This window comes from Oribacterium sp. FC2011, assembly GCF_000701645.1.
Taxonomy (GTDB): Bacteria; Bacillota; Clostridia; order Lachnospirales; family Lachnospiraceae; genus Oribacterium.
Genome location: NZ_JNJM01000023.1, coordinates 37,536 through 62,742, shown reverse-complemented (window position 1 = coordinate 62,742; position 25,207 = coordinate 37,536). Strand labels below are relative to the sequence as shown.

Annotated in this window: 20 protein-coding genes, 1 rRNA gene, 1 pseudogene and 1 riboswitch; of the genes and pseudogenes, 3 read left to right on the top strand and 19 right to left on the bottom strand. The window is 42.9% G+C overall.

Annotation, left to right across the window (positions count from 1 at the left end):
- Nucleotides 1-233, bottom strand: a 16S ribosomal RNA gene (locus tag T357_RS0115345); the annotation flags it as partial.
- 393 nt (nt 234-626) lie between these two features.
- Nucleotides 627-1,505 carry an AraC family transcriptional regulator gene (locus tag T357_RS0115340; protein WP_031554567.1) on the bottom strand — a complete coding sequence of 293 codons (879 nt, stop codon included), beginning with the start codon at nt 1,503-1,505 and terminating at the stop codon, nt 627-629.
- 266 nt (nt 1,506-1,771) lie between these two features.
- Between T357_RS0115340 and T357_RS0115335 the strand changes: the two genes are divergently transcribed.
- The gene (locus tag T357_RS0115335; RefSeq protein ID WP_031554565.1) at nt 1,772-3,295 is read left to right on the top strand and encodes a mannitol dehydrogenase family protein; all 1,524 of its coding nucleotides are present in this window, start codon (nt 1,772-1,774) and stop codon (nt 3,293-3,295) included.
- Between the two features lie 174 nt (nt 3,296-3,469).
- Here the strand turns inward: T357_RS0115335 and T357_RS20520 are convergent, their stop codons facing one another.
- From T357_RS20520 to T357_RS20515, 5 genes are all read right to left on the bottom strand, one after another.
- Complete coding sequence (locus T357_RS20520; protein ID WP_049962481.1) at nt 3,470-4,192, bottom strand: energy-coupling factor transporter transmembrane component T family protein; 723 nt, start codon at nt 4,190-4,192, stop codon at nt 3,470-3,472.
- A 104-nt stretch (nt 4,193-4,296) separates the two neighbouring features.
- Nucleotides 4,297-5,862, bottom strand: coding sequence for an ABC transporter ATP-binding protein (locus T357_RS0115325; RefSeq protein ID WP_031554556.1), 1,566 nt, complete (start codon nt 5,860-5,862; stop codon nt 4,297-4,299).
- Nucleotides 5,862-6,479: an ECF transporter S component gene (locus tag T357_RS0115320; protein ID WP_044917150.1), complete on the bottom strand. Its 618-nt coding sequence runs from the start codon at nt 6,477-6,479 to the stop codon at nt 5,862-5,864. Before T357_RS0115320 ends, T357_RS0115325 begins: the two co-directional genes overlap by 1 nt.
- Before the next feature lie 4 nt (nt 6,480-6,483).
- A complete protein-coding gene (locus tag T357_RS0115315) occupies nt 6,484-7,143 on the bottom strand; it encodes a YkoF family thiamine/hydroxymethylpyrimidine-binding protein (RefSeq protein WP_081828203.1) in 660 nt (219 codons plus the stop codon).
- An 87-nt stretch (nt 7,144-7,230) separates the two neighbouring features.
- A riboswitch (TPP riboswitch) is annotated at nt 7,231-7,324 on the bottom strand.
- Nucleotides 7,325-7,462: 138 nt separating this feature from the next.
- Nucleotides 7,463-8,143 carry a hypothetical protein gene (locus T357_RS20515; RefSeq protein ID WP_049962480.1) on the bottom strand — a complete coding sequence of 227 codons (681 nt, stop codon included), beginning with the start codon at nt 8,141-8,143 and terminating at the stop codon, nt 7,463-7,465.
- Between the two features lie 724 nt (nt 8,144-8,867).
- Here T357_RS20515 and T357_RS0115305 point away from each other — a divergent pair.
- Both T357_RS0115305 and T357_RS0115300 read left to right on the top strand, forming a co-directional pair.
- Nucleotides 8,868-11,024, top strand: coding sequence for a PTS sugar transporter subunit IIABC (locus tag T357_RS0115305; RefSeq protein WP_031554552.1), 2,157 nt, complete (start codon nt 8,868-8,870; stop codon nt 11,022-11,024).
- Nucleotides 11,025-11,140: 116 nt separating this feature from the next.
- Nucleotides 11,141-12,001 (top strand): PRD domain-containing protein, encoded by an 861-nt coding sequence (locus T357_RS0115300; RefSeq protein WP_031554551.1) that lies wholly within the window; start codon nt 11,141-11,143, stop codon nt 11,999-12,001.
- Between the two features lie 91 nt (nt 12,002-12,092).
- On the opposite strand, the gene T357_RS0115295 is transcribed toward T357_RS0115300, so the two are convergent.
- The 12 genes and pseudogenes from T357_RS0115295 to T357_RS0115245 form a co-directional block, all read right to left on the bottom strand.
- Nucleotides 12,093-13,847 (bottom strand): hypothetical protein, encoded by a 1,755-nt coding sequence (locus T357_RS0115295; RefSeq protein WP_031554549.1) that lies wholly within the window; start codon nt 13,845-13,847, stop codon nt 12,093-12,095.
- A 44-nt stretch (nt 13,848-13,891) separates the two neighbouring features.
- Nucleotides 13,892-15,025, bottom strand: coding sequence for a macro domain-containing protein (locus tag T357_RS0115290; protein WP_031554547.1), 1,134 nt, complete (start codon nt 15,023-15,025; stop codon nt 13,892-13,894).
- 69 nt (nt 15,026-15,094) lie between these two features.
- Nucleotides 15,095-15,892, bottom strand: a complete 798-nt coding sequence (locus T357_RS0115285) for an alpha/beta hydrolase (protein ID WP_031554545.1) — start codon at nt 15,890-15,892, stop codon at nt 15,095-15,097.
- A 29-nt stretch (nt 15,893-15,921) separates the two neighbouring features.
- Nucleotides 15,922-17,133, bottom strand: a complete 1,212-nt coding sequence (locus T357_RS20510; RefSeq protein WP_242840131.1) for a hypothetical protein — start codon at nt 17,131-17,133, stop codon at nt 15,922-15,924.
- Between the two features lie 156 nt (nt 17,134-17,289).
- Nucleotides 17,290-17,466 (bottom strand): annotated as a pseudogene (locus tag T357_RS22365) (potassium channel family protein); the annotation flags it as partial.
- Between the two features lie 344 nt (nt 17,467-17,810).
- Entirely contained in the window at nt 17,811-19,001 is a 1,191-nt protein-coding gene (locus T357_RS0115275) for a trans-sulfuration enzyme family protein (RefSeq protein ID WP_044917148.1), read from the bottom strand.
- A gap of 116 nt (nt 19,002-19,117) precedes the next feature.
- Entirely contained in the window at nt 19,118-20,350 is a 1,233-nt protein-coding gene (locus tag T357_RS0115270) for a MalY/PatB family protein (protein WP_044917146.1), read from the bottom strand.
- 150 nt (nt 20,351-20,500) lie between these two features.
- Nucleotides 20,501-21,346 (bottom strand): amino acid ABC transporter ATP-binding protein, encoded by an 846-nt coding sequence (locus T357_RS0115265; RefSeq protein WP_081828202.1) that lies wholly within the window; start codon nt 21,344-21,346, stop codon nt 20,501-20,503.
- The gene (locus T357_RS0115260) at nt 21,334-22,062 is read right to left on the bottom strand and encodes an amino acid ABC transporter permease (RefSeq protein WP_031554535.1); all 729 of its coding nucleotides are present in this window, start codon (nt 22,060-22,062) and stop codon (nt 21,334-21,336) included. The genes T357_RS0115265 and T357_RS0115260 overlap by 13 nt, the downstream gene beginning before the upstream one ends.
- A 15-nt stretch (nt 22,063-22,077) precedes the next feature.
- Nucleotides 22,078-22,938: an amino acid ABC transporter permease gene (locus T357_RS0115255; RefSeq protein WP_081828201.1), complete on the bottom strand. Its 861-nt coding sequence runs from the start codon at nt 22,936-22,938 to the stop codon at nt 22,078-22,080.
- Entirely contained in the window at nt 22,935-23,882 is a 948-nt protein-coding gene (locus T357_RS0115250) for a transporter substrate-binding domain-containing protein (RefSeq protein ID WP_049962479.1), read from the bottom strand. The genes T357_RS0115255 and T357_RS0115250 overlap by 4 nt, the downstream gene beginning before the upstream one ends.
- Before the next feature lie 109 nt (nt 23,883-23,991).
- The gene (locus T357_RS0115245; protein WP_049962478.1) at nt 23,992-25,068 is read right to left on the bottom strand and encodes a uroporphyrinogen decarboxylase family protein; all 1,077 of its coding nucleotides are present in this window, start codon (nt 25,066-25,068) and stop codon (nt 23,992-23,994) included.
- Nucleotides 25,069-25,207 lie beyond the last annotated feature (139 nt).

Here is a 25,207-nt window from a genome sequence, read left to right as displayed (position 1 = left end):
CATCTTACAGTGATAAATCTTTTCACCCTGTACCATGCGGTACTGTGTGCTTATGCGGTATTAGCAGTCTTTTCAGACTGTTATCCCCCTCTGTAAGGCAGGTTACCCACGCGTTACTCACCCGTCCGCCACTCGCTCGAGAATCACTAGGTTTCATCTCTCGCTCGTTCGACTTGCATGTGTTAGGCACGCCGCCAGCGTTCATCCTGAGCCAGGATCGAACTCTCATATTAAATACGAAAGAGATTTCTCTCTTTTAAGTTCTTCCCGTTCAGAACTAAAAGCTTGGCTTTATTTGTTCTGTCCGTTTTCTTTACTGCGATTGTATTATTCGCTTTAGACCTTTTTGGTCTCGCTTTAGATCTTTATCAGATCCTCCGCTTCTGAATCTTCTTTATAGAATCTTCAGGGTCTGTGTATTAATCGATCTTTGATTTTCAAGGTTCTGTTGCCCTCATTCCTCAGAACTGATGTTCCGTGTCTCTTGAGTGCTCACATAATATATCAACTCCCGGGACAGTTGTCAAACACTTTTTTAAAATTTTTTTGTATCTATATTTGTACATCGTCTCAAAGTAGCGATAACTACTCTGTCGGCAAACATTCAACAATATATAAATGTTTTTTTATTCTTTTGGCCTATAACTATATTTTTCGATGTATGCGGAGGGTGACATACCATATTCCTTTTTAAATGCTCTGTAAAAACCGGAGTAATTCTGGAAACCATACTGTGCACACACATCACCGATCAGCTGCCCATCACGCACTGCCTCACAGCATGCCGAAAGACGTTTTTTAGTTATGTATTGGTGTAACGAGAGCCCTGTATTCTCCTGAACAAGATGTGCTATATAATATTTATTCAGATAAAAATATTCGCTTAAAGCATCAAGACTCAAATCATCTTCCAAATGTGTTGATATATAATCCGTTATTGTCTGATATACGGATATCCTCTCATTTATCATGGTTTTTTCGTTTTCATGATATGCAAAACGATTTAGACTCAAAAGAAAATCTCTCATAAGATTTTTAAGCTGTTCTTCTTTGCCAAAACGTTCTGTGTGCAGTTCCTCCAGTATACCGATCAGTTTGTTCTTTATACTGTTATGGGATAATGTATCAAGGTGATATATATATTCCTTTTCTTCTTCAGCTTTTTTGAATATGTATCCATATGATTCCGACCTTCTCATCAGGTCCGCAACATTAGACTCACTTATCCATACTACAAATCTTCTGTATACTGTTACTGTATCTTCTGACACTGCTCTGTGAAATATTTTCAGGGGGACAATGATAACATCCCCGGTTTTCATTTCATATTTTTTATCCTCTATCTCTAAAGAAACTTTTCCTTCTTCAAACAGATATATCTCATAAAAAGAATGTGCATGCTTTTCCACGTTTGGAAATCTTGTGTCGCTGTAATAGTAAATCTCAAATGAATCAGATTTCATCTTTTGCCGTGTATCAAATATTGACTGCAGCTTTCTTTTCATTATATCCTCCTCTATTAACGCTTCGTTTCAGACGTAAATATAAACGGCTTCGTTTATATTGTGATTTTCATATCAAAATATACCGCAAGTTTGGAAATGTTTGCAACAATCGTGGCAATTCTTTTTCTTATAATTTAAAGCTAAAATATTGTGACATAAGCCAACCGTATACATATTGGAGCTAATCAGAGGTCATTACATATCAGATTAGCATCTGAATGTCAGAAATTAACGGCGAAAAACATGCTCTTATAGAGGAGTTGATTATGAAATTAACAAATGAAACATTGAAAGATAAAACTTTTTGGGCAGAGAGAGGATATCGTCTTCCTTCTTTTGACAGAGATGATATGATCAGGAAAACATGTAATAAACCTACCTGGATTCATTTTGGAGCAGGTAACCTGTTCAAGGCTTTTCAGGCTGACGCGTGTCAGCGTATCCTGGACATGGGGCTTACCGATAAAGGCATTATCGCTGCTGATCGCAAGGAGAAAAAGCCTGAGGAGAATGACAACCTTACGGTCAAGATTACATTAAAGGCAGATGGAACTACCGAAAAAGCCGTTATCGGTTCCATAGCTGAAAAGGTTTATCTTTATGGAAGCGAGGACAGACTCAAAGAAATATTTGAAGCTCCTTCTCTCCAGATGGTTTCATTTACAATTACAGAAAAGGGATATGCCATAAAAGACCCGAAGGGCAATCTCCTTCCGGATATTGAAGCAGATCTTAAGAGAAAGCCCGACTCTACAGAAACTTATATGGGTCGTATGACTTCTCTTCTTTACGCAAGATATCTTAAGAATGCTGCCCCTCTCGCCATGGTCAGCATGGATAATTGCTCCCACAACGGAGATAAACTCAAGGCTGCCATTTTATGTTTTGCAGAAGCTTTCGGCGACAAAGGCTTTATTAACTGGCTTTCTGCCAAGGTTTCTTTCCCCTGGTCCATGATTGATAAGATCACTCCCGGTCCCGACGCATCTATCGCCAAGCTTCTGTCTGATGACGGACTTGATCAGGATACACCTTTTGTTAATGCTGAAGAGCGTGAGTATCTTGTCATCGAGGATGATTTCCCAAACGGAAGACCGTGTCTTGAGAAAGCAGGTATATACTTCACTGATCGCGATACCGTTGATAAGGTTGAACGTATGAAGGTATGCACCTGTCTCAATCCTCTTCATACCACTCTTGCTATATTCGGATGTCTGCTTGGCTACGACAGAATTTCCGATGAAATGAAGGATGCAGACCTTCGTAAACTGGTTGAGAATGTTGGTTATAAGGAGGGGTTGCCTGTTGTAACGGACCCGGGCATCATTAGTCCTAAGGAATTTATCAATACTGTCATCAATGAGAGAATCCCTAATCCGTTCATGCCTGACACGCCTTATCGAATTGCAACAGACACTTCCCAGAAGCTGTCCATACGTTTCGGAGAAACTGTTAAGGCTTATATGAAGTCTGACACTTTGAAGGTATCCGATCTTAAATTCATTCCTCTGGTTTATGCGGGATGGCTCAGATATCTTATGGCTGTGGATGATGAGGGTAATGCTTTTACTCCTTCTCCGGATCCTCTTCTTGAGACATCTCAGGCACAGCTTTCCGGAATGAAACTCGGCGATGAGCCTGATAGCGAGAAGCTTAAGAAATTCCTCAGAAACGAGACTGTCTTTGGCGTTGATCTGGTGGAAGCGGGGCTTTCTGACATGGTCATCCGGTATTTCACAGAGATGGCAAAATGCAAAGGCGCTGTCAGAACTGTGATAAACGTGCTATGAAACTTTATTAAAATGGTCGGTAAGCAGTTTAGTAAGTGCTTACCGACCATTTTAATACTCCTCGGTAAAGCTGATGACACGTAGAGGAGCAGAATAAACGACAAAGAATATAAAAGCCTCATTGCTGGAATATTGCGTGAGCCGGTGCCTAGCGCTTGCATTTTTTGTCCCATTTCAAGCAACAAAAGCCACTACCCCGACGCTAACTACAGCCAGGGCCAAATCCCGGACATGAAGCTTTGGAATATCATGGTAGGTTCTTTCGGCCTCACCAGAGAACCCCTTTGATTCCATAGCCATGGCAACGCTCTCGGACCACCGGACGCTGTTAACCAGCATGGTGAAAAGAATCTTCGGGCGAAGGCTGAACCCGGACATATTTCTGACCCTAAAGGCGGTTTGAACAGTCCTAAGCTCATTCCTCATCATGGGCAAAAGATAAAATGCTGCAAGAATGCCATAAGCAAATTTAGGCGGAAGTCGCAGCTGATGCATGAGACTTCTGACAAAATATTCTCCATCGGTAGTCAACGAGAACAATATCCCCATCCCGGCATAAGCCAGGAGTCTCGTTGCAAGCTGAAGAGCTGTGACCATATTGCCTGAGGTCGCCAGTACTTCAAGCTGCTCTTTAGAAATATCAAATATTGTTTTTATGGAAATGTCGCTGTTTCTCGAGTAAAACATTCCCATGATAAATAATCCGAATGCTGCAATAAATGCAGGTAACAGAAAAGCAAATATTTTACCGGGCTTTACATCGGAAAAAAGCAGCATTCCAATAACAAATGAAATAAAAACAATAATATTAAGTTTAGTGTTATTTCGAACAGTCAAAATAAAAACGCACAAAAACACGGTGATCATTTTCACTGAAGGGTTCCATTTTTCCAACATAAAACTCTAAACCTCATTTCATAACGCCACTTTTTAACGCCCTAATATTCTTTAATCCTCATAACTACACAGACTAAAAAAAATGTTAAAGTATGGCCTGTATTTTAAACTCCTGGGGCATCGGGCATCTTTAGCAACTTCCTGTTCTCAAGTTTGTAGATACAATCTGAATATTCCAGGGCAAGCTTTCTGTCATGAGTAATAAAGATTACAGTAAGTTCTTCCCTCTCTACTTTATCCGCCACGCTATCCATAATGGCCACTGTGGACAAATGATCCTGTCCGTAAGTAGGTTCATCCAAAAGAAGGATCCTTTGTCCTCCGGCAAGAACAGACAAAACCGCAAGTCGTCTCTGCTGTCCCTGACTAAGCATATAGGGGCTGTATCGTCGATAGCTATCCAGCCCAAATTCAGCGAGAAGTTCAATCGCTTTTTTACTGCATTGTTCTTTTGCGATATTTCTGTTCCACTGCCTGATACTTAATTCTATTTCCTCCTGAACATTCTGGGAAATAAACTGGTTGGCAGGATTTTGAAATACTATTCCAATCTTTCTGTATAGCTCTTTACGTCTGCAGTGTGCCAGATTTTCACCTTCTACCTCGATAATGCCGGAGAAACTATGCTGCTTTAATATGGAAAGTAAGGCAGTGGTCTTGCCGCTGCCTGAAGGCCCTAAAATCGCAGTCATTTTTCCCTTCTCAAAAACTGCGCCTGCATCCTCCAGAAGTATCTCTCCCATATCTTTTCTGTTCCATTTGGGGTTTTCCGTACGGATGGTTACATTACTGAATCTTACAGCGAAGTCCCGGGTGTCAACATCTTCTGTTAAAACCTTTTCATCAAAGTTCAATGTTTTTCCCGCAGATTCAGGACCAATCTGACTATTTAGATCTTTCCTTATTAAAACATCAAAAAGAAGACCCATGTCATGAAGAAAATCATGATGAGCCTCAAGATTCTTTTTGTTAATATCTCTTCTCAGCACCTGTCCGCCGGATCCAAGAACGATTATTTCGTCGGCAACGGGAAGCCAGTAGTCCAGTCTGTGATCGATAACCACAAAGGAAAAGCCTGCATCGTGCATCATTTCTATCTGTTTGATAAGGTCCAATGCTGACGACTCGTCAACATTGGCAAAAGGTTCATCAAGAAAAATACAATTACTTTTTATGAGAAAAAGACATGCCAGGTTTGCCTTCTGCTTTTCTCCTCCGGAAAGAATCGATAATGGTTTATCAAGTAATTCTGTTATGCCAAGGTTTTCTGCCGCTTCCTGTATCATTTGATCCATCTCTGATGCCGGAATGCATAGATTTTCCAGGCAAAACTCCATCTCTTTCCTGAGAGTCCGCATACAAAACTGAAGGTCCGGATTCTGAAACATAACTGTGAGATACTTTGCTCTTTCCTGAGGATTCATGTCCGCCACAGGTCTACCGTAAAGCAGTATCCCGCCACCCTCAAGAAAACCTCCATTTTCCGGGTACAAGCCGGCGGAAACCGCTGCCATAGTGCTTTTCCCGCAGCCGCTCCGCCCGGTTATAACCGTTATCCTTTTATCACTTATGCTGAGGGACAAATGATCAAGAATATTTCTTTTCCCGTGAGGATTGTATCGAAATACCACGTCCCTGAGTTCCAGCATACAGCTTTTTTCTTCTGTCATCATGCAATCCCGGTTAATTCATAAAGGTCCGTATCCACAGCATCAGCCACAGCATATCCCTTGAGCATTCCCGCCTTAACAAGGCCCTTGGTCAATGCAGGCACCAGAAGTCCGTCAAAGAGAACAGCACTGACTATACGGACACCCAGCATCAGCAAAAGAACAGGAACCGCAATCCGGTTATAGCCGCTGATGATCAGATTGTAGATCATTGTAAATACAGAGCAAAGAACGGCCGAGGCAATCATGACTGCTGTACTGAAATCCTTATATTTTCTAAGCATTATAATGAGCTCAAAACCAAGGCCCTGAACAATGCCGGATAAGATAATGATAGGACCGAAAAAGTTCCCCTTGAGACATTCCAGTATAGCCGCAAGAAGCTCGGCAATGATGCCGCTGCCGGGTTTACGGAGAATGTAAACACCGAAAGCTCCGGCTATAAAATAAATACCGTAAAACGGTTCATAACCCAGAGATGCAAGGCCGACAGGGGTCAGTAATCCATACAGAAAACCGCCTGCATAGGTACATCCGAGATAAACAACTCCAAATAAAACACCTAAAATCGCTACCAGTAAAACATCCTTTAATTTCCACTCATTCTTATTCTGCATTTTTTTACTCCTTTGTCGGGCTGTTAACGGATAAGGTTACTTCAAAGACATAATGACTGAAGTGCTCACTGCAATAAGTGTTCACGTAATCAAAATATGAGAAAAGGTCATGCACATCAGCTTTTAACACAGTACAGTAATGTGTGGATCTGTCGTAAATGCCTAAATCTATGGCATGATTTACAACTGTTGCAATGTGCTCCATGTAGTTTTGGATACCCATGGGATAAAGTGCGATCTTACAGTCTGCCGGAAAATGAATATCTTTGATCCGTGGTTCATTCTGTAAAACATCATCCTCTGCCAGGGTTACGTCAGCATTAACATCCCCGGGACAGCCTCGGGAAAAAGTCATTTCCATGGTCATGTGGACTCCCTCGGTAAAGGCATTGACAAAGCAGGCTTTCACCGCATCCTCAACATGGATCTGTTTTCCCCGGTATACCGTTGAAAGTCTTCCGGTGTCCTGCCAGATTTTGGAAGTGTCGGTTTTCTGAAGAGCCCCCAGAATGATGGAAATGTACCTGTCATCCATGATATTCAGGGCGAAACGACAGCCTGTGATCTTAACAGATTCCGGTGACAGGGCGCAGCCGCAGCCACAATCAGAGTTCTGCTGTGAACCGTAAGTTACATAATGTTTTTCTTCTGGATTTTGTGACATAAAAAAACCTCCGGTTATTTATTTCCCGGAGGTTTCTGAATCAAACATATAGACCTGTATTTAGAAAACCAGTTTCTGTTGAAAACTCGTCTCTACAAATATCGCTACCTACGCTGCCATTATGCAGATCAGGTTAAACGGGTCTAATCTCAGCCTGTATCAGGCACCCCGGGATTATTGATTCAAATGTAACATTAAATTGTTAAGTATTCAACCATTATTTAAGACTTAAATATATCATTATTTAAGTCTTAAATATATCTTACAGAGCCAAAGGGGACGGATCACTTACGAGAACCGTCCCCTTTGGATATATAAATCAGTATTCTGATGTGATATCGGTAAAAGCATCGATATGATTTCCGCTGACTTTAACCTTAAATATGTCATTCTGGCGTAAAGAACCATTATTGCAGAGACGTGCAAACCACTGTAACGCAGTATCTCCCGGTTGATATTCAGGAAGAGTCGTGGCAGGATCAGTATACTTATATTCAAATACGGTATTTGAATCTACGATATATTCACCTCTGCTTACCGCATCAAGAATACGTACATATTCATCAGGATTATATACACGGCCATAGGCTACTGCCATTATGCGGTATCTGCTTCCGTCAAGAACTACTTTATTGCTATTCAGGGATGTCAGATCTAACCATCTTGCAGAATCAAGATCGGTTGGAATACCCGGGGTTGATGCATTCGCCGTCTTGGTGCGAACAACACCGTCCACAATCCATGCACCGTTTGAATCTACTTCCCAGCCGTTAGGTGTAGTTGTATTTATGAGACAGTAACCATCTTCATCAAAATAGTAACACTCTGAAATACCGTCATTGTTTCCGTCTATCCACTGCCAGGTGTTCTTAGGATATGAACCGTTTCCTTCGTCATACCTCCAACCCCTGGAATCATTTTTCCATGTTCCGGCCATTGCTGTAAAACCCGCTAATATTGTCAATAAAAAAAATGCTGCTGCCAATCTTGTTTTTCTCATACCATCTATCTCTTTTCTTCTGCACGCTTACAAATAAATAATAACACATACTATTAAATAGTAAATTATTCTGCAATTTTTCACTAATTTTTTCACCTTATCTCTACGTTTTTTGATTTACCAGGATTCTAAGGGGAAGATTCCCGCCGCAAAAACCCTCATCGCCAAGAAAAAAGAAGAACTGATGCTGAAAGAACTCGAAGAAACCGGCTCCATGACCCAGACCATGGTTTGGAACCGCCTAAAAGGTAACAGTTCAGCCTGTTAACCATGGTGTACGAATGAGTAGTAGATATTCAAGTTCTGCTGCTCCATGACCCAAAACTCTAAAATCCGGATATGAGTCATTGTTAAGTCCGATTCTACATGACCCATATCACCAAAACGCCAGATATGAGTCAATGCCAAGTCTGATTCTACATGACTCATATCCCCGTAAAGCAGATTATGAGTCAAGCAAAAGCCTGGTCCACCGGCTGAACTGTTACCCTAAAAGAGATTGGATGTACAATAATAGTTTAAATTCCCTCTTGACATTTGCCTGACGTGGTGCTAACCTACTGATGTTCAATTCAGTATGTTACTGTTCGCAGGCATTCACTGTACATAAAACGTGTTCTATGTTTATGTGGTGAAGTGTCTGTTTTTTTATGCCCCCGCGTAAACGCGGGGGCATTTTTTGTACATGAAGTCCTGAACCGAACGGATAAATCAAGGAGGATCTATGAAAGACAACATTTTTTCAGTTTTACAGCGTGTAGGACGAAGCTTTATGCTTCCTATCGCCATGCTTCCGGTTGCAGGCCTTTTACTTGGACTCGGCAGCAGTTTCACAAACCCAACCACTATTGCCACCTATCATATGGAGGCACTTCTCGGAAGCGGTACTCCGCTTAATGCACTTCTTAACATTATGAACGCTGTTGGAAGTGCCATCTTCGGTAACCTTCCCCTTATCTTTGCAGTTGGTGTTGCCATCGGTATGGCAAAGAAGGAAAAGGAAGTTGCAGCCCTCGCTGCCATGATCGCTTTCTTCGTAATGAACATCACCATCGAAGCCATGCTCAACATCACAGGAATGATCGTTGACGGTGCGGTTGCAGAGGGTGTTCTTGAAGGAACGGTAACAAGCATCGTTGGTATCAATACCCTTCAGATGGGTGTGTTCGGCGGTATCATCGTAGGTCTCGGAGTTGCGGCTCTTCACAATAAGTTCTATAAGATAGAGCTTCCCGCAGCCATCTCCTTCTTCGGTGGTTCACGTTTCGTACCTATCGTTTCAACATTTGCCTATATCGGAGTGGGTATCCTCAGCTTCTACCTCTGGCCATTCGTTCAGAAGGGAATCTTCGCTCTCGGTGGTCTCGTAACAGGCAGCGGATATATCGGAACACTTATCTTCGGTCTCATCAAGCGTGCACTCATCCCATTCGGACTTCACCATGTATTCTATATGCCCTTCTGGCAGACAGCCGTTGGCGGACAGATGGAAGTTGCAGGAAAGCTTGTTCAGGGTGGTCAGAACATTTTCTTTGCTCAGCTTGCAGATTCACAGCATGTTGCTCACTTCAGTGCAGATGCTACAAGATACTTCTCCGGAGAGTTCATTTTCATGATCTTCGGTCTCCCGGGTGCAGCCCTTGCCATGGTTCGCACTGCAAAGCCTGAGAAGCGCGGTCAGGCCGCAGGTCTTCTTCTCTCAGCCGCTCTTGCATCAATGTTTACAGGTATCACAGAGCCTATCGAGTTCTCATTCCTTTTCGTTGCACCTATGCTTTTCGTAGTACAGGTTATACTCGCAGGTTCAGCATACATGATCGCACATATGCTCAATATCGCAGTTGGTCTCACCTTCTCAGGCGGACTTCTCGACCTGTTCTTCTTCGGTATCCTTCAGGGTAACGAGAAGACAAGCTGGATGCTTATAATTCCTGTAGGTATCATTTACTTCCTGCTTTACTACTTTATCTTCAGCTTCCTTATCAAGAAGTTTGATCTTAAGACACCGGGTCGCGAAGATGACGATCAGGAAACACGTCTCTACAGCAAGAAGGATTATCTTGCAAAGAAGGACGGTGAAAACTCAGACGTTACAGATGAAAAGAGCGACCTTATCATGAAGGGTCTCGGTGGTAAGGCAAATATTTCTGACGTTGACTGCTGCGCTACCCGTCTTCGTGTAACAGTTAAGAAGCCTGAACTTGTAAATGATGGTATGCTCAAGGCTTCAGGCGCATCAGGTGTTGTACATAAAGGTACAGGCGTACAGGTTATCTACGGACCTTCAGTTACTGTTGTAAAGTCAAATCTTGAGGATTATCTCGAGACACAGCCTTCAACAGAGTATCATGGAGATGCTAATGCCAATGCAGAAACATTATCACAGGAAACCGCTTCTGCTTCAGAAAAGACAGTAACTAAAACCATAATTATCGGAAGCCCTCTCAACGGTGAAGCCAAGGAACTTTCAGAGACTCCGGATGAGGCATTTGCCGGCGGCATGATGGGACAGGGTGCATGCATGATTCCGGAAGACGGTACTCTCTATGCTCCCTGCGACGGCGAAGTAACATTTGTTTTTGACACAAAGCACGCTATCGGATTCGAAACCGAGGATGGCATCAACATGCTCTTCCATATGGGTATCGATACCGTTAAGCTTGACGGTCAGGGCTTTACAGTTCTTGTTGAGAACGGTCAGAAGGTTAAGAAGGGTGATCCGATGCTTAAGATGGATCTTGATTTCATCAGCAAGAATGCTCCTTCAACCGCATCTCCTGTTCTTTGCACCGACCTCGATGACAACATGCAGGTTCGTCTCATCAAGACCGGAAAGGTGAATATGGGCGAAGATTTAATTGCTATCGACATTCTCGGATAAAAAACATATAATGGCGATACAGAGCTAAAACCCTGATCAGCTTTAGATTCGAGATTCACAACCCCTTTCAGGAACTGCCTGGGAGGGGTTTTTTAGACGAAGGATAAATATAAACTATGTATCGTGTCAGAAAAGTTTTAAATCATAATTCTATCATTGTTGTGGGTGTTGATAACAATATTTCGGCTGACCCGGAAAATGATGAGGGGCTTAAATCTTATCTGGTTCTCCATAAGGGTATAGGATTCGGTGTAAAGATCTCTGAGAGACTGGACCTTCCCAAAGATGCCTCCATCTACTCACTGGAAAAGACAACGGAACGTGGCAATGCCATGTCCATCGTCAACGCGGTGGATCCTGTATGTCTTGAGATTTCGGATGCTGTTCTTGATGAAGCAGAAAAGGCTTTTGGGAAAGTAGACAGAACCATAGTATTCCCTATGGCAGATCACCTGGCATTTGCTGTCCAGAGAATAAAAAAAGGCGAAAGTATCAGAAATCCTCTGAAGGATGACATTCGCCTTCTCTTTCATATGGAATATCAGGTGGCGGAAACCGTTGCACCTGTTCTGGAGCAAAAATTCGGACTCGTCATAAATGAAGATGAGATCGGATTTATCGCGCTGCACGTTCACTCTGCCATCGTTAATGAAAATGTTGCCAGATCTCTTCAGACCGCACAGATAGTGCGTAACTGTATCTCTTATATAGAAGAAAAGACCGGGCACAAGCTTGAAGTCACCTCCCTCGGATACAACCGTATGATGAATCATATCCGCTATATGGTGACACGCATCGAAACCGGAGAGCTTCTGAAAATGAATCTTAATGATTACATGGAGCTGAAGTATCCGGACACATTTAAACTTTCCGCTGACATCTGCAATCAGATGAGCAGGCTTTTGAAGAAATCGTACCAGGATGCAGAGGTAGGCTACCTTGCAATGCATATAGCAAGGGTTATTGGAGTGGAATGATCCCGGGCACGGGTTAATGTGTCATTTAGTTTGCAAAACGAGTCAAAACCCCGTACCCATAGTTCTCAGGGGACGGGGTTTTTGATTCATTTCAATCCATGATCACCGGACGTATGTAATATATCTTTCCATCCTTATCAAATCCTAAATGGCACATGTATACGCTGTCGCCGTCTTTTATACTTAGCTCCGGTTCAAATTTCAGATTGCCATTTTCATCATACTGTGCCGGTCTGACAGGTATACTATTCTGTGGCACCCAGGAATGAATATAATCCGTAAATTCATGAAGATCCGAAACAACGAAGTCATCCAGACTATAATCATCCTTAAGATGCTCATAATAAAACTCATCAGAAAACTCTGCCATATTATACAGGTTTGATACCTCAGTCGGAGTCTCCGGACCTCCGGTATATATTTCTTCATAGTATGCTCCGACAAGCTTGCCATCCTTATCTTCATAGAATCCGGCATAGGCGTACAGAGTTGGCTGTGTTTCATAGTACTCGTATTCATCGAGAGTTCCTTTTTTACCCAGAGGTTCAAACATGGTATAAAGGAGCACAGGATCTTTTTCGCCCTTCGGAAGGAAATAATAATAGTAGTTAAGGAGACAATAGTACTCTCTCCAGCCTACGTCCTCAAAGGAATCCCTGTGGCTCTGTGCCTTGGTGAAAAATATACCTTCATCAAGTTCCTCGTAATTCTGAATGACATTGGCAACTCCCTTTCCGGAATCCGGGGCCGGATAGTCATACATCATATCTTTAATTCCGTCAGGATAAACAGACTGAGGATCTTCCTCAAAATGAATATCTTCAACCTCTGCATCAAATAACACAGAATCTCCTGCTTCGTTCTCCGTGTCCTGACAGATCGGAACACTTACTTTTGCACTTGTATAGTAGAAATGCCCGGTACCTTCATAGAAATCAAACTGCGCTTCAAGTTTTCCGTTATCTGTCGTAATATCTCCTGAAAATTCCGGATAGGAGATACCGTATTCAGCAAGCTCTGTAAAGTCACACTCTCCAAGCCTGTAGATATTTCCATTGTTGCTGACCTGGACGATTGTATGGATATTACCCTCCTTTTTCTCCAGGAAGTATGCATTATCATCATCCATGGTCAGGAATAAAGCACTATCCTCCGGCTCATAATGAGCGGTGTCTGTATCTATGTCTCCGGTTTCGTAAATATAATATTGCACCTTATATGGATCAAGGGTGTATGTATAGACAACAAAATGCCCGCCGTCAGGAGAAAATCCCCGAATTTCACCGGGGCATATATCTTTATCTTCACCGTCCGGGAGTTCCTTCTTATATACATGACTCATTTGCTCGCCTTCAGCTGAATAATCAGTCACTTTCTGGGAATACAGGATATTGCCATCCTTAAGGTACAAACAGCCATTTCCGCTGTCTTCACAGACAGTGGTTATTCCTTTTTCGGGAGACTTTGGATCAAAGGTGCAAAGGCTTCCCGGAACATATACAGTAGAATTTCTTTGGAACTTTCCCCACATAGCGCCATAGCCCGGGGCCTGTGAAGAATAGTTGCGGAAAAGTATCTGTCCATCATAGTGCACAGCTTCTCCTGACTGCATTTCAGATGCTGCCTTTTCATCACTCTTCTGCTCAGGTGCATCTGCCGGCGCCTCGCTGCTTTCACTGCTATCTTTTACAGATTCCTCTGATGGAGCCCCACCCTGCGCCTCTGTCTCAATCGCTTCTGAAGTCTGATCAGAAACAGTCTCAGCTATTTTTTTATTGCTGCAGGCGACCAACATCATACAAGCTAAAGTTCCTGCTGCCGCTGCATAAATTATTCTTTTCTTCATCTCAATCCCCTGTAAAGGCAAACCTGAAGTTTACCTTTAAAAATTCAGTCTTTTGACAGAGGGTCCAGGCCGTAATCAAAGAGGACAATATCGATTTTTATAACATTATAGTCCTTATGTTCAATGAAATACCTTACAACCGCATCCGTCTGGGAAATAGGAGATAAAGCATATCCCGCGATTCTCAGGAAATCAACGGTCTCATCAAGGTTCAAACGAAGTCCGACAGCCAGTGCAAGCACTTTTTTCTTGGAAGGGTTTACGGTTCCTTTCATGATACGTGAAAAATACTGTTTTGAGATATTGGCAGCCGCATATACTTCGGAATTCCTGAGACCTTTCTTGTTAATGAGTTTCTGCAGGTGTTTTTCGAAGGATTCTTTGTATATGCTCTTCAGCATGTCATCCAGGGTTCCCGAGGAGCCTGCTGCGGGAGCGCCTTTAGCCGAAAATGGTTTGAAAGCCGGTAATCCTGCAGACCTTAAAACACTCGTAAGCCTGCCCGGACCTGCTGCTCCCGGGGCTTCTTTCTCAGGAGCACTTTCATCAGAAACTACTTCGTCAAGTGTTTCCTCGTCAAAACAAACACTTTGGCTGAATACCGTCTGTGATGCACTGTCATATTCATATTCCCGAGACAGAGTTTCCGTAACGTAGTCATCATCAATAAAGCTCTTGACTTCCTCTCCCAACTCTCCGGATATCTTTACTGACTGCTCCTCAAACACAACAAGGATGATTTCCATATCATGTTCTTCCAGGAATTCGGTAAAAGCATTGACTGCGATTTCCATTGCAAGACGCTGAGGGAATTTATACGCTCCCGTGGCAAGTAATGGAAATGCTATCGAATTACATTTATATTCTGCCGCAAGCTGTAAAGATTTATCGTAGCAGGCTTTAAGAAGTTCTGCTTCACCTTCTTTGCCGCCATTCCACCATGGGCCACTTGCATGGATTATGTACCTGGCATCCAGGTCAAAAGCCGGCGTAATGGCAACATTACCCGGTGCCAGGACGCCTATCTTATTCCTCTCGGCAAGGAGTTTATCCTTCCCGGCAGCCAGATATATGGCAGAATCAACACCGCCACCGACCGTTACATTCGGGTTTGCAGTATTCACGATAATATCTGCTTTAACTTTGGTTATATCATTTCTGATTATTTGAAATGGCATAATACTCTTCGTTCACTTTCCTTATTCAATACTATAAGAGATCATGTTATTTAAGATCTCACCATGATATCATCCAAGCATCCGGGATAACCCACGGTCTAAATACTCATTCCAAAATGTCCAATTATGCTTTCCGGGGCCGTCTTCATAGAAGAAATCGGCATTTTCCTTCTTGAGGAAATCTCTGAAATCCGTATTTGCATTATATAATTCCGGAGAATCTTCAGTACCGATTGCCATATATAATTTTGGTATTTTCTTACCTTCTTTCTTTAGATTCTTATATTGAACCTTTGGATTCTTATCCGATTCAATAAGTTTAGACAGATCACCAAATACATCCGTGAGCATTTCGACCGGCATAAGGCTTGCAGCTGAAGCATCTGTCTTTGCTATGTCCTCTATATGTATTGCCGAAGATAAGGCAATGCACTGTGAAAATCTATCAGGATAGGCAAATGCAGTATGGATTGCTCCATATCCACCCATGGATAAACCTGCAATAAGGTTGTCCTCCCGTTTCGAGAAGTATCCGAAAACCTTATGGATATAATCCGGCAGCTCTTCACCTACAAATTGACAGAAATTGCCGCCGACATATCCCTTATCCAGGTAAAATGAATTGCCGGTTGTGGGCATAAATACAGCAAGGTTATACTGTATGGCCATTTCCTGGGCTACTCCGCCGAACAGCCAGTCTGTATCCGTACCGGTTAATCCATGAAGAAGCATCAGACTTTTTGTTGGTCGTTCATAGTGTTTTGGATCTTTAACTTCTGCCATTTCAACATCATTGGGTAACACAAAAGAAAAGTTCGCATGCTGCATTATACTCTGAGCATGAAATTCCATTCTTCCACTTGCCATTTTAAGCCTCCATTATAAACTTATGATTTTCACTTTTTGCTTCCACGCTTCGCCTCTTTATGAGACGCCAATTCGTTCAGCAGCATCCAGGAAATATCGATTGCCTGCTTTTCATTTTCCCCAAGTTCTTCATAGGGACGAATCATCAGATTGATACGTTTGTCATCATCCACCGTATCACCATAGCTATAATTATGCAGCTTGTAATACCGCATGGTTCGCGTATGTTCGATCTTTCGAAAAACCTCCTTTTCTTCTTCTGAGGAATTTTGGAAAATATCGTATGCTTTTCTAAGAAGCTTCGGATCCAATTCATCAAAGGATTTATCAGGAGCCTCGTCCTTGAGAAGGATGTGGACTTTCATGCTGATATGGTCTGTGGAAATGTAGTTCATATCTTTGGTCAGTGAATTCAGATCTTCCCACATGGGAATCGATTCGTCTACTGTATAGCGGAACATCTCGTGCCGGCACATAGCCATATCCGTTAACCGGTTATGAAGCACATATGCAGGAGTAAGCATATTCTCGGCTCTTCCGAAAGAAGTTGCAATGCCTCGAACATTGCTGTTATAGATATACAGGTTTCCACGGATAGCAAAGAATGTCTGAATCGTATGCAGTATCTTGATATTCTCCTCCTCCGAATCCGAACAGAGCACGATACGATCTGCGGAACCCAGAAGCCGACCATCCTCATTCCAAAGTTCATTGTGAAAAAAAACACTGTCCATTTCTTCCGACGGCTGGTTCAGAGATACTATTTCTCCCAGCATTTTACGGTTCCGGCAATACTCACTGCTGTCTCCGAAAACATGATACTTGATCTTTTGTTTCTCGAAGAGCACGTTCAGCTCAAGTGCACGGTCCAACATCATCTGACCGGCATTATCGAAACCGATGATTACGATTTCTTCATCATACTTTTTCACAGGATATTGCTGCCAGAAAGCCCGGGCGGTGCAATCATCCAAAGAGAAAAAGTTGATATTCATAGGATGATAGGATGGTGTGAAGCTGGAAAAACAGATGATGGGAACTTCAAAATCCGCAAGCCCCACAGCGTCCAGGAAATTATCCATATCATTATCTTTGGTACACATAAGATGAGCGTCATACAGAGATCCGCGGCGATCAAGCAGTGCCTCAGGAGTCCATGAAACACAAAGATCCGGGAAGTTCTTATCATCATTGATAGTTGACGCATAGATTATCATGGCGTTCGGCCGCACTTTTTTCAAATTCTCCGCAAACAACATGGCATTTCCGGTTTTTGCCGTAAAAATATACCACGGACGATCTGATTTCATCGTCAAAGTTATGACCGGCCTCATCCGCACAACGAATTCCATCGTAAAACCAATAAAGAAACCCAGTAAACTGATGCCTATAAGCAGAAAAATGGATGAGATAATTCTGCCGCCAGTTGTCACCGGATACAAATCTCCATATCCAACAGTTGTAAAAGTGGTAATGGAATACCATATTGCCTGCCCAAGGGTTTGTATAGAGGCATCCGGACTTGCCTGTTCTGCCCGGATCAACAAGAGTAAAAGGATGAGGTATACATACATTATAGCCAAAAAAATGGTAATGTAATGTTTAAGCACAGAACTCAGACGCTTTGTGAATTCCGGATTACGTACACGTCTTTTATACAGTTTGAGACGGATTTTCAAATCCGAAATCCTGCGGCGTAATGACTTTTTGGTTTCCATACCGATTTATCCTCTTAAATAACTACCTGTTACATGTTTTCAATAATTTTCATGAATTTTTCATCAAAACTCTATACTTTACCTTTCGATTCAAACCATCAATAAAATAATATTATTTACATATTTTTTATTCAAGAAAAAAGTCAGCAGAGCATCTGATCTCCACTGACCTTACATTACATCACTTATTTTTTTAAGCATCAGGCTATTTCTTTATTTGCCTGATAATCAGCATTATCCATATTTTCAGCAGCCTCAAAGGCATGTCTCAGATCCTCTATCAGATCATCCACATTTTCAATTCCTACAGACAAACGAAGTGTGGTTTCATGAATGCCGTTTTTCTCAAGAATCTCTGACGGTACATCAGCATGGGTCTGGGTTATGGGATATGTGATAAGTGATTCCGTACCTCCGAGACTTTCGGCGAAAAGGATGATGTCAAGGTTTTCCAGGACCTTTACGGCAAATTCCTTTGATGGTACATCAAAGGTTATCATGGCTCCGAATCCCCTTGCCTGTTCCTTCATGATGGAATATCCGGGATGGTCCTTTAATCCCGGATATAATATACGGGTCACATGCTTATCGTTCTGCAGAAAATCCGCAATCCTGTGAGCATTTTCCTCAGCTCTGTCCAGTCTTACAGCCAGTGTTTTAATGCCTCGTATAATGAGCCATGAATCAAAAGGCGAAAGTCCTGCACCGGTACTTTTGAAAAGAAATCTGAGATGCTCGGAAAGAGCCTGATCCTTCACTACTATAAACCCGGCTATGGCATCATGATGTCCTGCCATAAACTTGGTACCACTGTGGATAACTATGTCGGCGCCAAGGTCCAAAGGATTCTGAAGATAGGGAGACATGAATGTATTGTCAACGATAAGGAGAATACCATGACGTTTTGTTATCCCGGAAAGCTTTCTGAGATCTGTCACATTCATCATGGGATTGGTAGGAGTCTCAAGATAAATTGCCTTTGTATTATCCTTTATCAGATTCTCCACATCTGTTTCATGCAGAGCTGCTGAACTAAACTCAACTCCGTTTTTCTGATTGATCTCACGGAAAAGTCTGATGCTTCCGCCATAGAGGTCTTCATCTATCAGTACATGATCTCCCGGCCCGAACAGCTCCATCACGCATCCTATTGCACTGATTCCGCTTGCCAATGCTATACAGTCTGTCCCATGCTCAAGTCCTGCAACTATCCTTTCAAGATGATTCCTCGTAGGATTCTGAAGTCTGGAATAATCATACCCCGAACTCACTCCGAATCCCTTATGTGCAAATGTCGACGACTGATATATAGGAAAACTGACCGCACCGTAATGCTCATTTATATCTGCCCCCTGTAAATGCTGACATCGTGTTTCAACACTGTACTCCATATATCCATCCCCCTGTATTATCTAAGTCAGTACCGCTGGTTGGTTCTGCCATTCTCCGGGTCATCCCCCTTCCGGGGCTATTGTTGAAATCCCATCGGTGGATTAAAACCAGAGTATCAACTAGCTTGATCAGCTTTCACCTGATTTTCCTGCTCTAATTCATATACCGCTTTCTTCAACTGACGAAATGCCTTTTCCAATGTCTTCCTCGGACATGCTATATTAAATCTTTCAAATTGTGCTGTCTCAGGGCCAAAGATAGCTCCCGGATCAAGCCACAGATGTGCTTTATCAACTATCAGGTCTTCAAGTTCATCATCTTTTAATCCAAGACCGGAAAAGTCTATCCATAAAAGATAGGTACCTTCCGGCTCTATAAGTCTTATTTTCGGCAAATGCTCCTGTATATAATCTCTCACGAAATCAACATTTCCCTTAAGATACTGAAGCATCTCCTGATGCCACCTTTCACCTTTTGTGTAAACTGATTCCAATGCCTTAAGTCCTATGATATTGGCCTGACTGTATCCATTTGCGGCATTTGCCTTCTGATATTTCAGCCTGAGTTTTTTATCAGGGATTATGGCATTAGCAATCTGAAGGCCTGCAATATTAAATGTTTTTGTAGGAGAATGGAGAACCAAGAGATGATCCCGATACGCTGTCCCCAGAGAAAGGGTTGATGTGAACTCATGTCCCGGATATATGAAATCACAGTGAATTTCATCACTGACGAGAATAACATCATGCTTCACGCATAGAATCGCTATTTGAAGAAGCTCTTCTCTTGTCCATACACGACCAACCGGATTGTGGGGATTGCAAAGAATAAACAGCTTAAGCTCAGGGTCAGAAATTTTCTTTTCAAGATCGGAAAAGTCGATTTCATAATGTCCATTAATTATCTTCAAAGGTGAATCCACCAGAATTCTTCCATTATCTGTAATCACTTCTCCGAAGGGATAGTAAACCGGCTGCTGAATGAGAATCTTGTCCCCGGCTTCTGTAAAAGCATTTACACAGTTCGCAAGTGCAAACATTACCGTTGGCGCCACCGTTACCCATTTTCTTGCAACTGAGTATCCGTAATGTTTCTCTATCCAGTTATTTAAAGCATCAAAATAGCTGTCCTTCGGATCGGTGTATCCAAATATTCCATGAGCTATTCTAGCTTTTAGATCTTCAAGAATTTCCTCCGGAAGGCGGAAGTCCATGTCTGCCACCCAGAGCGGTAACAGATCTTCCCGACCTGTCCGCTCTTTTGCAAAATCATATTTCAAACAGTCGGTGTTGCGACGGTCTACAACTCTATCGAAATCATAAATATTTACATCCTTATTATCGTTCATATCTATTCCCCCCGTCCCGAAGCACTCCCATCGTCATCTGCACTAAGTCATGATTCAATGTTAATTATGATTCGAATACTATCAGACCATCAGCCCCCGGGGAATAACAAAAAATCCATAATCAGCTATAAGACTTGTTTATAATAATCTTTAGCAAACTCCCCAATTATAGGTCTTCTTACCCGAACCACCGCCGAATACCTTCGCCAGCAATGACTCATCCCTTTCAGGAAAATCCGAATCCTGATCAGCTCTGTAGTCCTCCTTCAGGATTCTCTTAAGGAACTGTGCGGTTCTTTCTTCCTTCGGATGTGTAAATATCTCTTCCGGTGCCCCCTCTTCCACGATGACGCCTTTATCCATGAAGATGACCTTGCTGGCAACGTCTCTTGCAAAATCCATCTCGTGGGTTACCACCACCATGGTTGCCCCGGATTCCGCCAGATCCTTCATTACATTGAGAACCTCTCCCACAAGCTCGGGATCAAGGGCTGAAGTTGGTTCATCAAAAAGTATAACGTCCGGATTCAGAGCCACTGCTCTTGCGATTCCCACTCTCTGCTGCTGTCCGCCTGAAAGCTGTGAAGGATAGTAGTCATAACGATTCTTAAGTCCGACTCTGTCCAATGCATTCTTCGCGCGTTCCTCGGCTTCCTTTTTTGGAACACTCCTGGCGACAGTAAGTCCCTCCATGACATTTTCAAGAGCTGTTTTGTTGGCGAAAAGATTGTAGTTCTGAAAAACAAAGCCGGATTTCTTTCTTATGTCACGGATAGTCTTATGGCTTGCCACACGAAAATCTGTCTTTATATCATCAAACTCGATGGAACCCTGATCCGCACGCTCGAGAAAATTAATGCAGCGCAGCATGGTGGTTTTTCCTGAACCGGAAGGTCCGAGGACTACTATTACTTCACCCTTGTTTACTTCCAGGTCCACTCCCTTCAATATCTGATTGTTTCCGAAGGATTTATGAATATTGGTTATTTTAAGCATGGTATTACCTCTATACGTTTCTTGTAAACAGAAAGTACATTCTCCGCAAATCTGAAGATAAGCTGCACCACCGTGCATAGCAGTACATAGATCATCAGGATAACCAGATACGCTTCAATGTAGTTATATCCTATGGCTGCTTCTATCTTTGCAAGTGCGGTAATGTCTTTGACCGTCATCATATATGCAAGAGATGTATTCTTTAAAAGGCTCACAGTTGTGTTTCCGATATTCGGAAGTGCTGCCACCAGAGCCTGGGGAATGATGATCCTCGTATAGGCCTGAAATTTGGTTTCTCCTATAGACATTGCCGCCTCAAGCTGACCGGCGTTTACTGTAAGAAGTGCCGATCTGAATACCTCAGAAAGAACAGCGATGGTGTTCAGGGAAAATACCGTATAGGCGTAAATGATTGGGTTCCAGGCGAAAACATTGTACTCGGAATGAAGTACGTTTTTAAAAAAGTAGTTAAGGGCTGTGGGCAAAAGACTGTAGAAAAACAGTATCTGGAGCACGATGGGGGTTCCACGGACAAAAGATACATAAAAGCCGATCACCTTTGAAGAAATCTTATGATCCATAAGCTTTCCCAGTGCCATAAAAAATGCCAACGGCGTGGAAATGAGCAATGTCACAAAAGTAAGCTTCAATGTGACAGGTATTCCGGAAAGAGCCACCAGGAAGGTCTCCCACATAAATCCTAATTCAATTTCCATGAGTGAACCTCCTCACTAATTAATATCTGTTTTCGCTGACCTTTGATTCCTGACAGGTATATGTAAAAATCCTGAGGTCTGCTTTACCTTCTGAAGAACCGCAGATCCCTCTGAATCTCTGAGGTTGAAAGGATTTTTCCATACCGGTAATTTGAATCCCGGGTCATCTTTTGCTGCCTCCGTATGTGGTTTTAGTCCTCTCAAAAGATGCTTCTCCAGTCTCTTTGAAAGAGCCTCTATCACCAGCGTCAGCACCCAGTAGATGATGAACATCGCTATGTAGGTTTCCAATGCATAGGACCCGTGGTTAAGACCGATGATGAGCTGTCCCTTTCCCATGATGTCGATGAGTCCTATGGTATAAGCAAGGGTACCTTCCTTCATGAGATTCACAAGTGCATTGGTAAAGTTCGGAAGTGCCACCGCCGAAGCCTGCGGGAAAATGATTCTTCTGAAGGTCTGCCAGCGGCTTAAGCCAATGCTGAGACCTGCCTCACTTTGTCCGGGATCTATCGCAAGATACGAGCTTCTGAATACCTCCGACATGGAGGCGCTGAACATTAACGTGAATGTAGTGATGACAAATACCGCCTTGCTTGCGTTATTAATGTTGATTCCGAAACTAAGCAACAGCTCCGGAAGTCCGTAATAAATGATAAAAAGCATAACGATGGAAGGAACGCAGCGGATGAAATAGGTGTAGCCATTGGCTATACCGTGAAGAACTTTTCCGCCCTTAAGCTTTCCTGCTGCAAGGAGGAGCCCCAGGAGGCTTCCGAATAATACTGTTCCCAGCATGATACCGAGGGTAACAAGTGTATATGGGAGGATCTGGGGCAAGACTTCAAAAATGAAGCTGGGTTTAAATGGTCTCACAGTGTATCACCTTTCTGATATCCTTCAGGTACATAATCAAATAAGCTGTAACCGAAATACTGCTTCTGTAAATCTTCGATGGTTCCGTCGGCTTTCAATTCTTCAAAAGCCTTATCAAAATCATCCGCAAACTGCTGCTCATCCTTGTTGAAGAGTGACCAGATAGGGATGCCCTCATATGGAACGAAGGCAAGCTTGTCTGAAAAATCATGGTACTCACCATCCTCCTTTTCAACATTGGCCTCAAAGGAAGTCTTGATGTTGAAGTAAGCATCATAGCGGCCTTCCAGTACCCACTGGTAAGCGTCGGCTGCTTCGAAGGAATCGCCTGCCACAAGGTCAATCTTTGCGTCCGGGTGCTTTGTGTTGTAGTTCTCGACGATGTTATACTGTGCGTTTGCAGGTCCGATGGGAACAAGCTTTCCCGAATACTTTGCGAAGGACTCAAGATCTGTGATCTCAGCTGCATTTTCCTTACGGATGGCAATGCCTATGATGGAAGCTCCGGTGTAATTCTTAGGGAAAACGTACTTCTTGGAACGCTCCTCGGTCCACCATACACCCTTGCTGCCTGCATTGTACTTACCGGACTCAACGCCAACCAGAAGATCGTCGTCGGTGGTTCCAACATATTCAAACTCGTAATTATCAAGCTTCTCGTCTATGGCCTTCCATACCGCAACCTCGTATCCGTCATGATTTCCGTCCTTGTCAATGAAATCGTATGGTACATAGGACTGGGTATGAGCGATAACCTTCTTTGTCACGCCTTCTGCCGATGCTGCACTTTCTGGTGATGCTGCGGGGGCTGCTTCTGCTGCCGCGGCTGTTGTCCCTGCGGTTGTAGCCTCAGGTGCGGAATTTGAGCCGCAGGCTGAAAGTGCCGTAGCTGAAAGTGATACAAGTGAAACTGCTGCGATGATATTGATAATATTCTTTCTCATAATTATCTCCCCTTCTTTTCGATGGTCAGCCTCCGGACTTCCTTACCTCCGGGGCTGACGGTTTTTGATTGAACACTATTTTGACAACATTATTTCAATGGAATTTTTCTCAGACTGATGCTTTTAGATTCGTGAAACTACGTGCATCTCTTAAAGTATTTACGATATGTACCTTTGGTGTTTTTTCTGCTGCTGCCTCTCTTACCCAGTTGAGATGCTCTACGGGAGTATCATTCGGAACTGTGCAGTCTGCGCCAATGATTAGACCGGTTCTTCCTGTCTCTTCGATGATGCTTCTGGTCTCGTTCTGGATCTCAGCTTTGTTTCCTCTGTAAAGGATGCTTTCCTCTGTGTTAAGGAATCCGCCGATAACAGCCTTGCCTCCAAAGAACCTTCTTCCTTCTCTTAAGCTGAGGCTCTCGGTGTGTACTGCCCAGTTGAAAACAAGTGCAGGATAGTCCTGATAGATGGTAATGTAATTTGTATTTCCTCTCCAGCCGCAGATGTGAAGGATGTTTGTCTCGGTAAGTCTGTTGGCTGCTTCAAGGATCTTCTTTTCTGATGGTGTTACATACAGACGATAAAGCGCATCCGGAATGAAACGATGTGTGTCTGTTACCGAAAGATAGATTCCGTCGGCTCCTTCTCTGTTTATGATGTATGGAAGAAGATCGATGATATTGTCAGCTATCTTATCAAGTGCCTCTTCCACTGCCTCAGGATCTGTTTTAAGGAAGTGAAGGATCAGGTCATTTGCTTCCTGCTCGCTGAGATCATGTCCGTTTGCAAGTCCGAATCGGAGATGAGCAAGCGGTGCAAAAATATTATAGAAAAGAAGGATATCCTGACCGTAGATCTCTCTATATCCCTTAGCAAGCTTTTCCTGATCTGTGAACCATGGATGAGCATCGGAAACCGGTGTGAAATCCGGAAGTGTTTCAGGAGTCTTTGCATCAAGCTTCAACGGAAGATAAAAATATCCGTCTGTCATGATCTTTACGAAATCCGGATCGAATTCCTCTTTGAACTTTCTCGCTCCTTCAAGGATTCTTTTGAAATTCTCAGGATGCTCAACACCACTTACGAACTCACTTTCGTCTAGGTAATGGTGCCAGAAACCTACAGGAATTCTTTCAACCTCTTCATTGTGAAATGCCTTTAAAACCAGTTCTCTCTTTGTACTCATAATTATCTCCCCCTTATTAATTTTACTTTTGTCTTCGGTTTGGATTTGTTCTTGAACTTCTTGTGTAGAACTATACTGGCCAATTACCTATCTGTAAACTAGGTATTTCTTATCTCTTGTTATAGTCACGGTTTATAAC

What these genes read in the sequence shown, in the direction of transcription:
- T357_RS20520 (WP_049962481.1), bottom strand. Translation starts at nt 4,192, where the DNA reads ATGTTGGAAAAATGGAACCCTTCAGTGAAAATGATCACCGTGTTTTTG.
- T357_RS0115315 (WP_081828203.1), bottom strand. Translation starts at nt 7,143, where the DNA reads ATGTCACAAAATCCAGAAGAAAAACATTATGTAACTTACGGTTCACAG.
- T357_RS0115340 (WP_031554567.1), bottom strand. Translation starts at nt 1,505, where the DNA reads ATGAAAAGAAAGCTGCAGTCAATATTTGATACACGGCAAAAGATGAAA.
- T357_RS0115335 (WP_031554565.1), top strand. Translation starts at nt 1,772, where the DNA reads ATGAAATTAACAAATGAAACATTGAAAGATAAAACTTTTTGGGCAGAG.
- T357_RS20515 (WP_049962480.1), bottom strand. Translation starts at nt 8,143, where the DNA reads ATGAGAAAAACAAGATTGGCAGCAGCATTTTTTTTATTGACAATATTA.
- T357_RS0115245 (WP_049962478.1), bottom strand. Translation starts at nt 25,068, where the DNA reads ATGAGTACAAAGAGAGAACTGGTTTTAAAGGCATTTCACAATGAAGAG.
- T357_RS0115290 (WP_031554547.1), bottom strand. Translation starts at nt 15,025, where the DNA reads ATGCCATTTCAAATAATCAGAAATGATATAACCAAAGTTAAAGCAGAT.
- T357_RS0115285 (WP_031554545.1), bottom strand. Translation starts at nt 15,892, where the DNA reads ATGGCAAGTGGAAGAATGGAATTTCATGCTCAGAGTATAATGCAGCAT.
- T357_RS0115260 (WP_031554535.1), bottom strand. Translation starts at nt 22,062, where the DNA reads ATGGAAATTGAATTAGGATTTATGTGGGAGACCTTCCTGGTGGCTCTT.
- T357_RS0115275 (WP_044917148.1), bottom strand. Translation starts at nt 19,001, where the DNA reads ATGGAGTACAGTGTTGAAACACGATGTCAGCATTTACAGGGGGCAGAT.
- T357_RS0115305 (WP_031554552.1), top strand. Translation starts at nt 8,868, where the DNA reads ATGAAAGACAACATTTTTTCAGTTTTACAGCGTGTAGGACGAAGCTTT.
- T357_RS0115320 (WP_044917150.1), bottom strand. Translation starts at nt 6,479, where the DNA reads ATGCAGAATAAGAATGAGTGGAAATTAAAGGATGTTTTACTGGTAGCG.
- T357_RS0115325 (WP_031554556.1), bottom strand. Translation starts at nt 5,862, where the DNA reads ATGACAGAAGAAAAAAGCTGTATGCTGGAACTCAGGGACGTGGTATTT.
- T357_RS0115270 (WP_044917146.1), bottom strand. Translation starts at nt 20,350, where the DNA reads ATGAACGATAATAAGGATGTAAATATTTATGATTTCGATAGAGTTGTA.
- T357_RS0115300 (WP_031554551.1), top strand. Translation starts at nt 11,141, where the DNA reads ATGTATCGTGTCAGAAAAGTTTTAAATCATAATTCTATCATTGTTGTG.
- T357_RS0115295 (WP_031554549.1), bottom strand. Translation starts at nt 13,847, where the DNA reads ATGAAGAAAAGAATAATTTATGCAGCGGCAGCAGGAACTTTAGCTTGT.
- T357_RS0115265 (WP_081828202.1), bottom strand. Translation starts at nt 21,346, where the DNA reads ATGCTTAAAATAACCAATATTCATAAATCCTTCGGAAACAATCAGATA.
- T357_RS0115250 (WP_049962479.1), bottom strand. Translation starts at nt 23,882, where the DNA reads ATGAGAAAGAATATTATCAATATCATCGCAGCAGTTTCACTTGTATCA.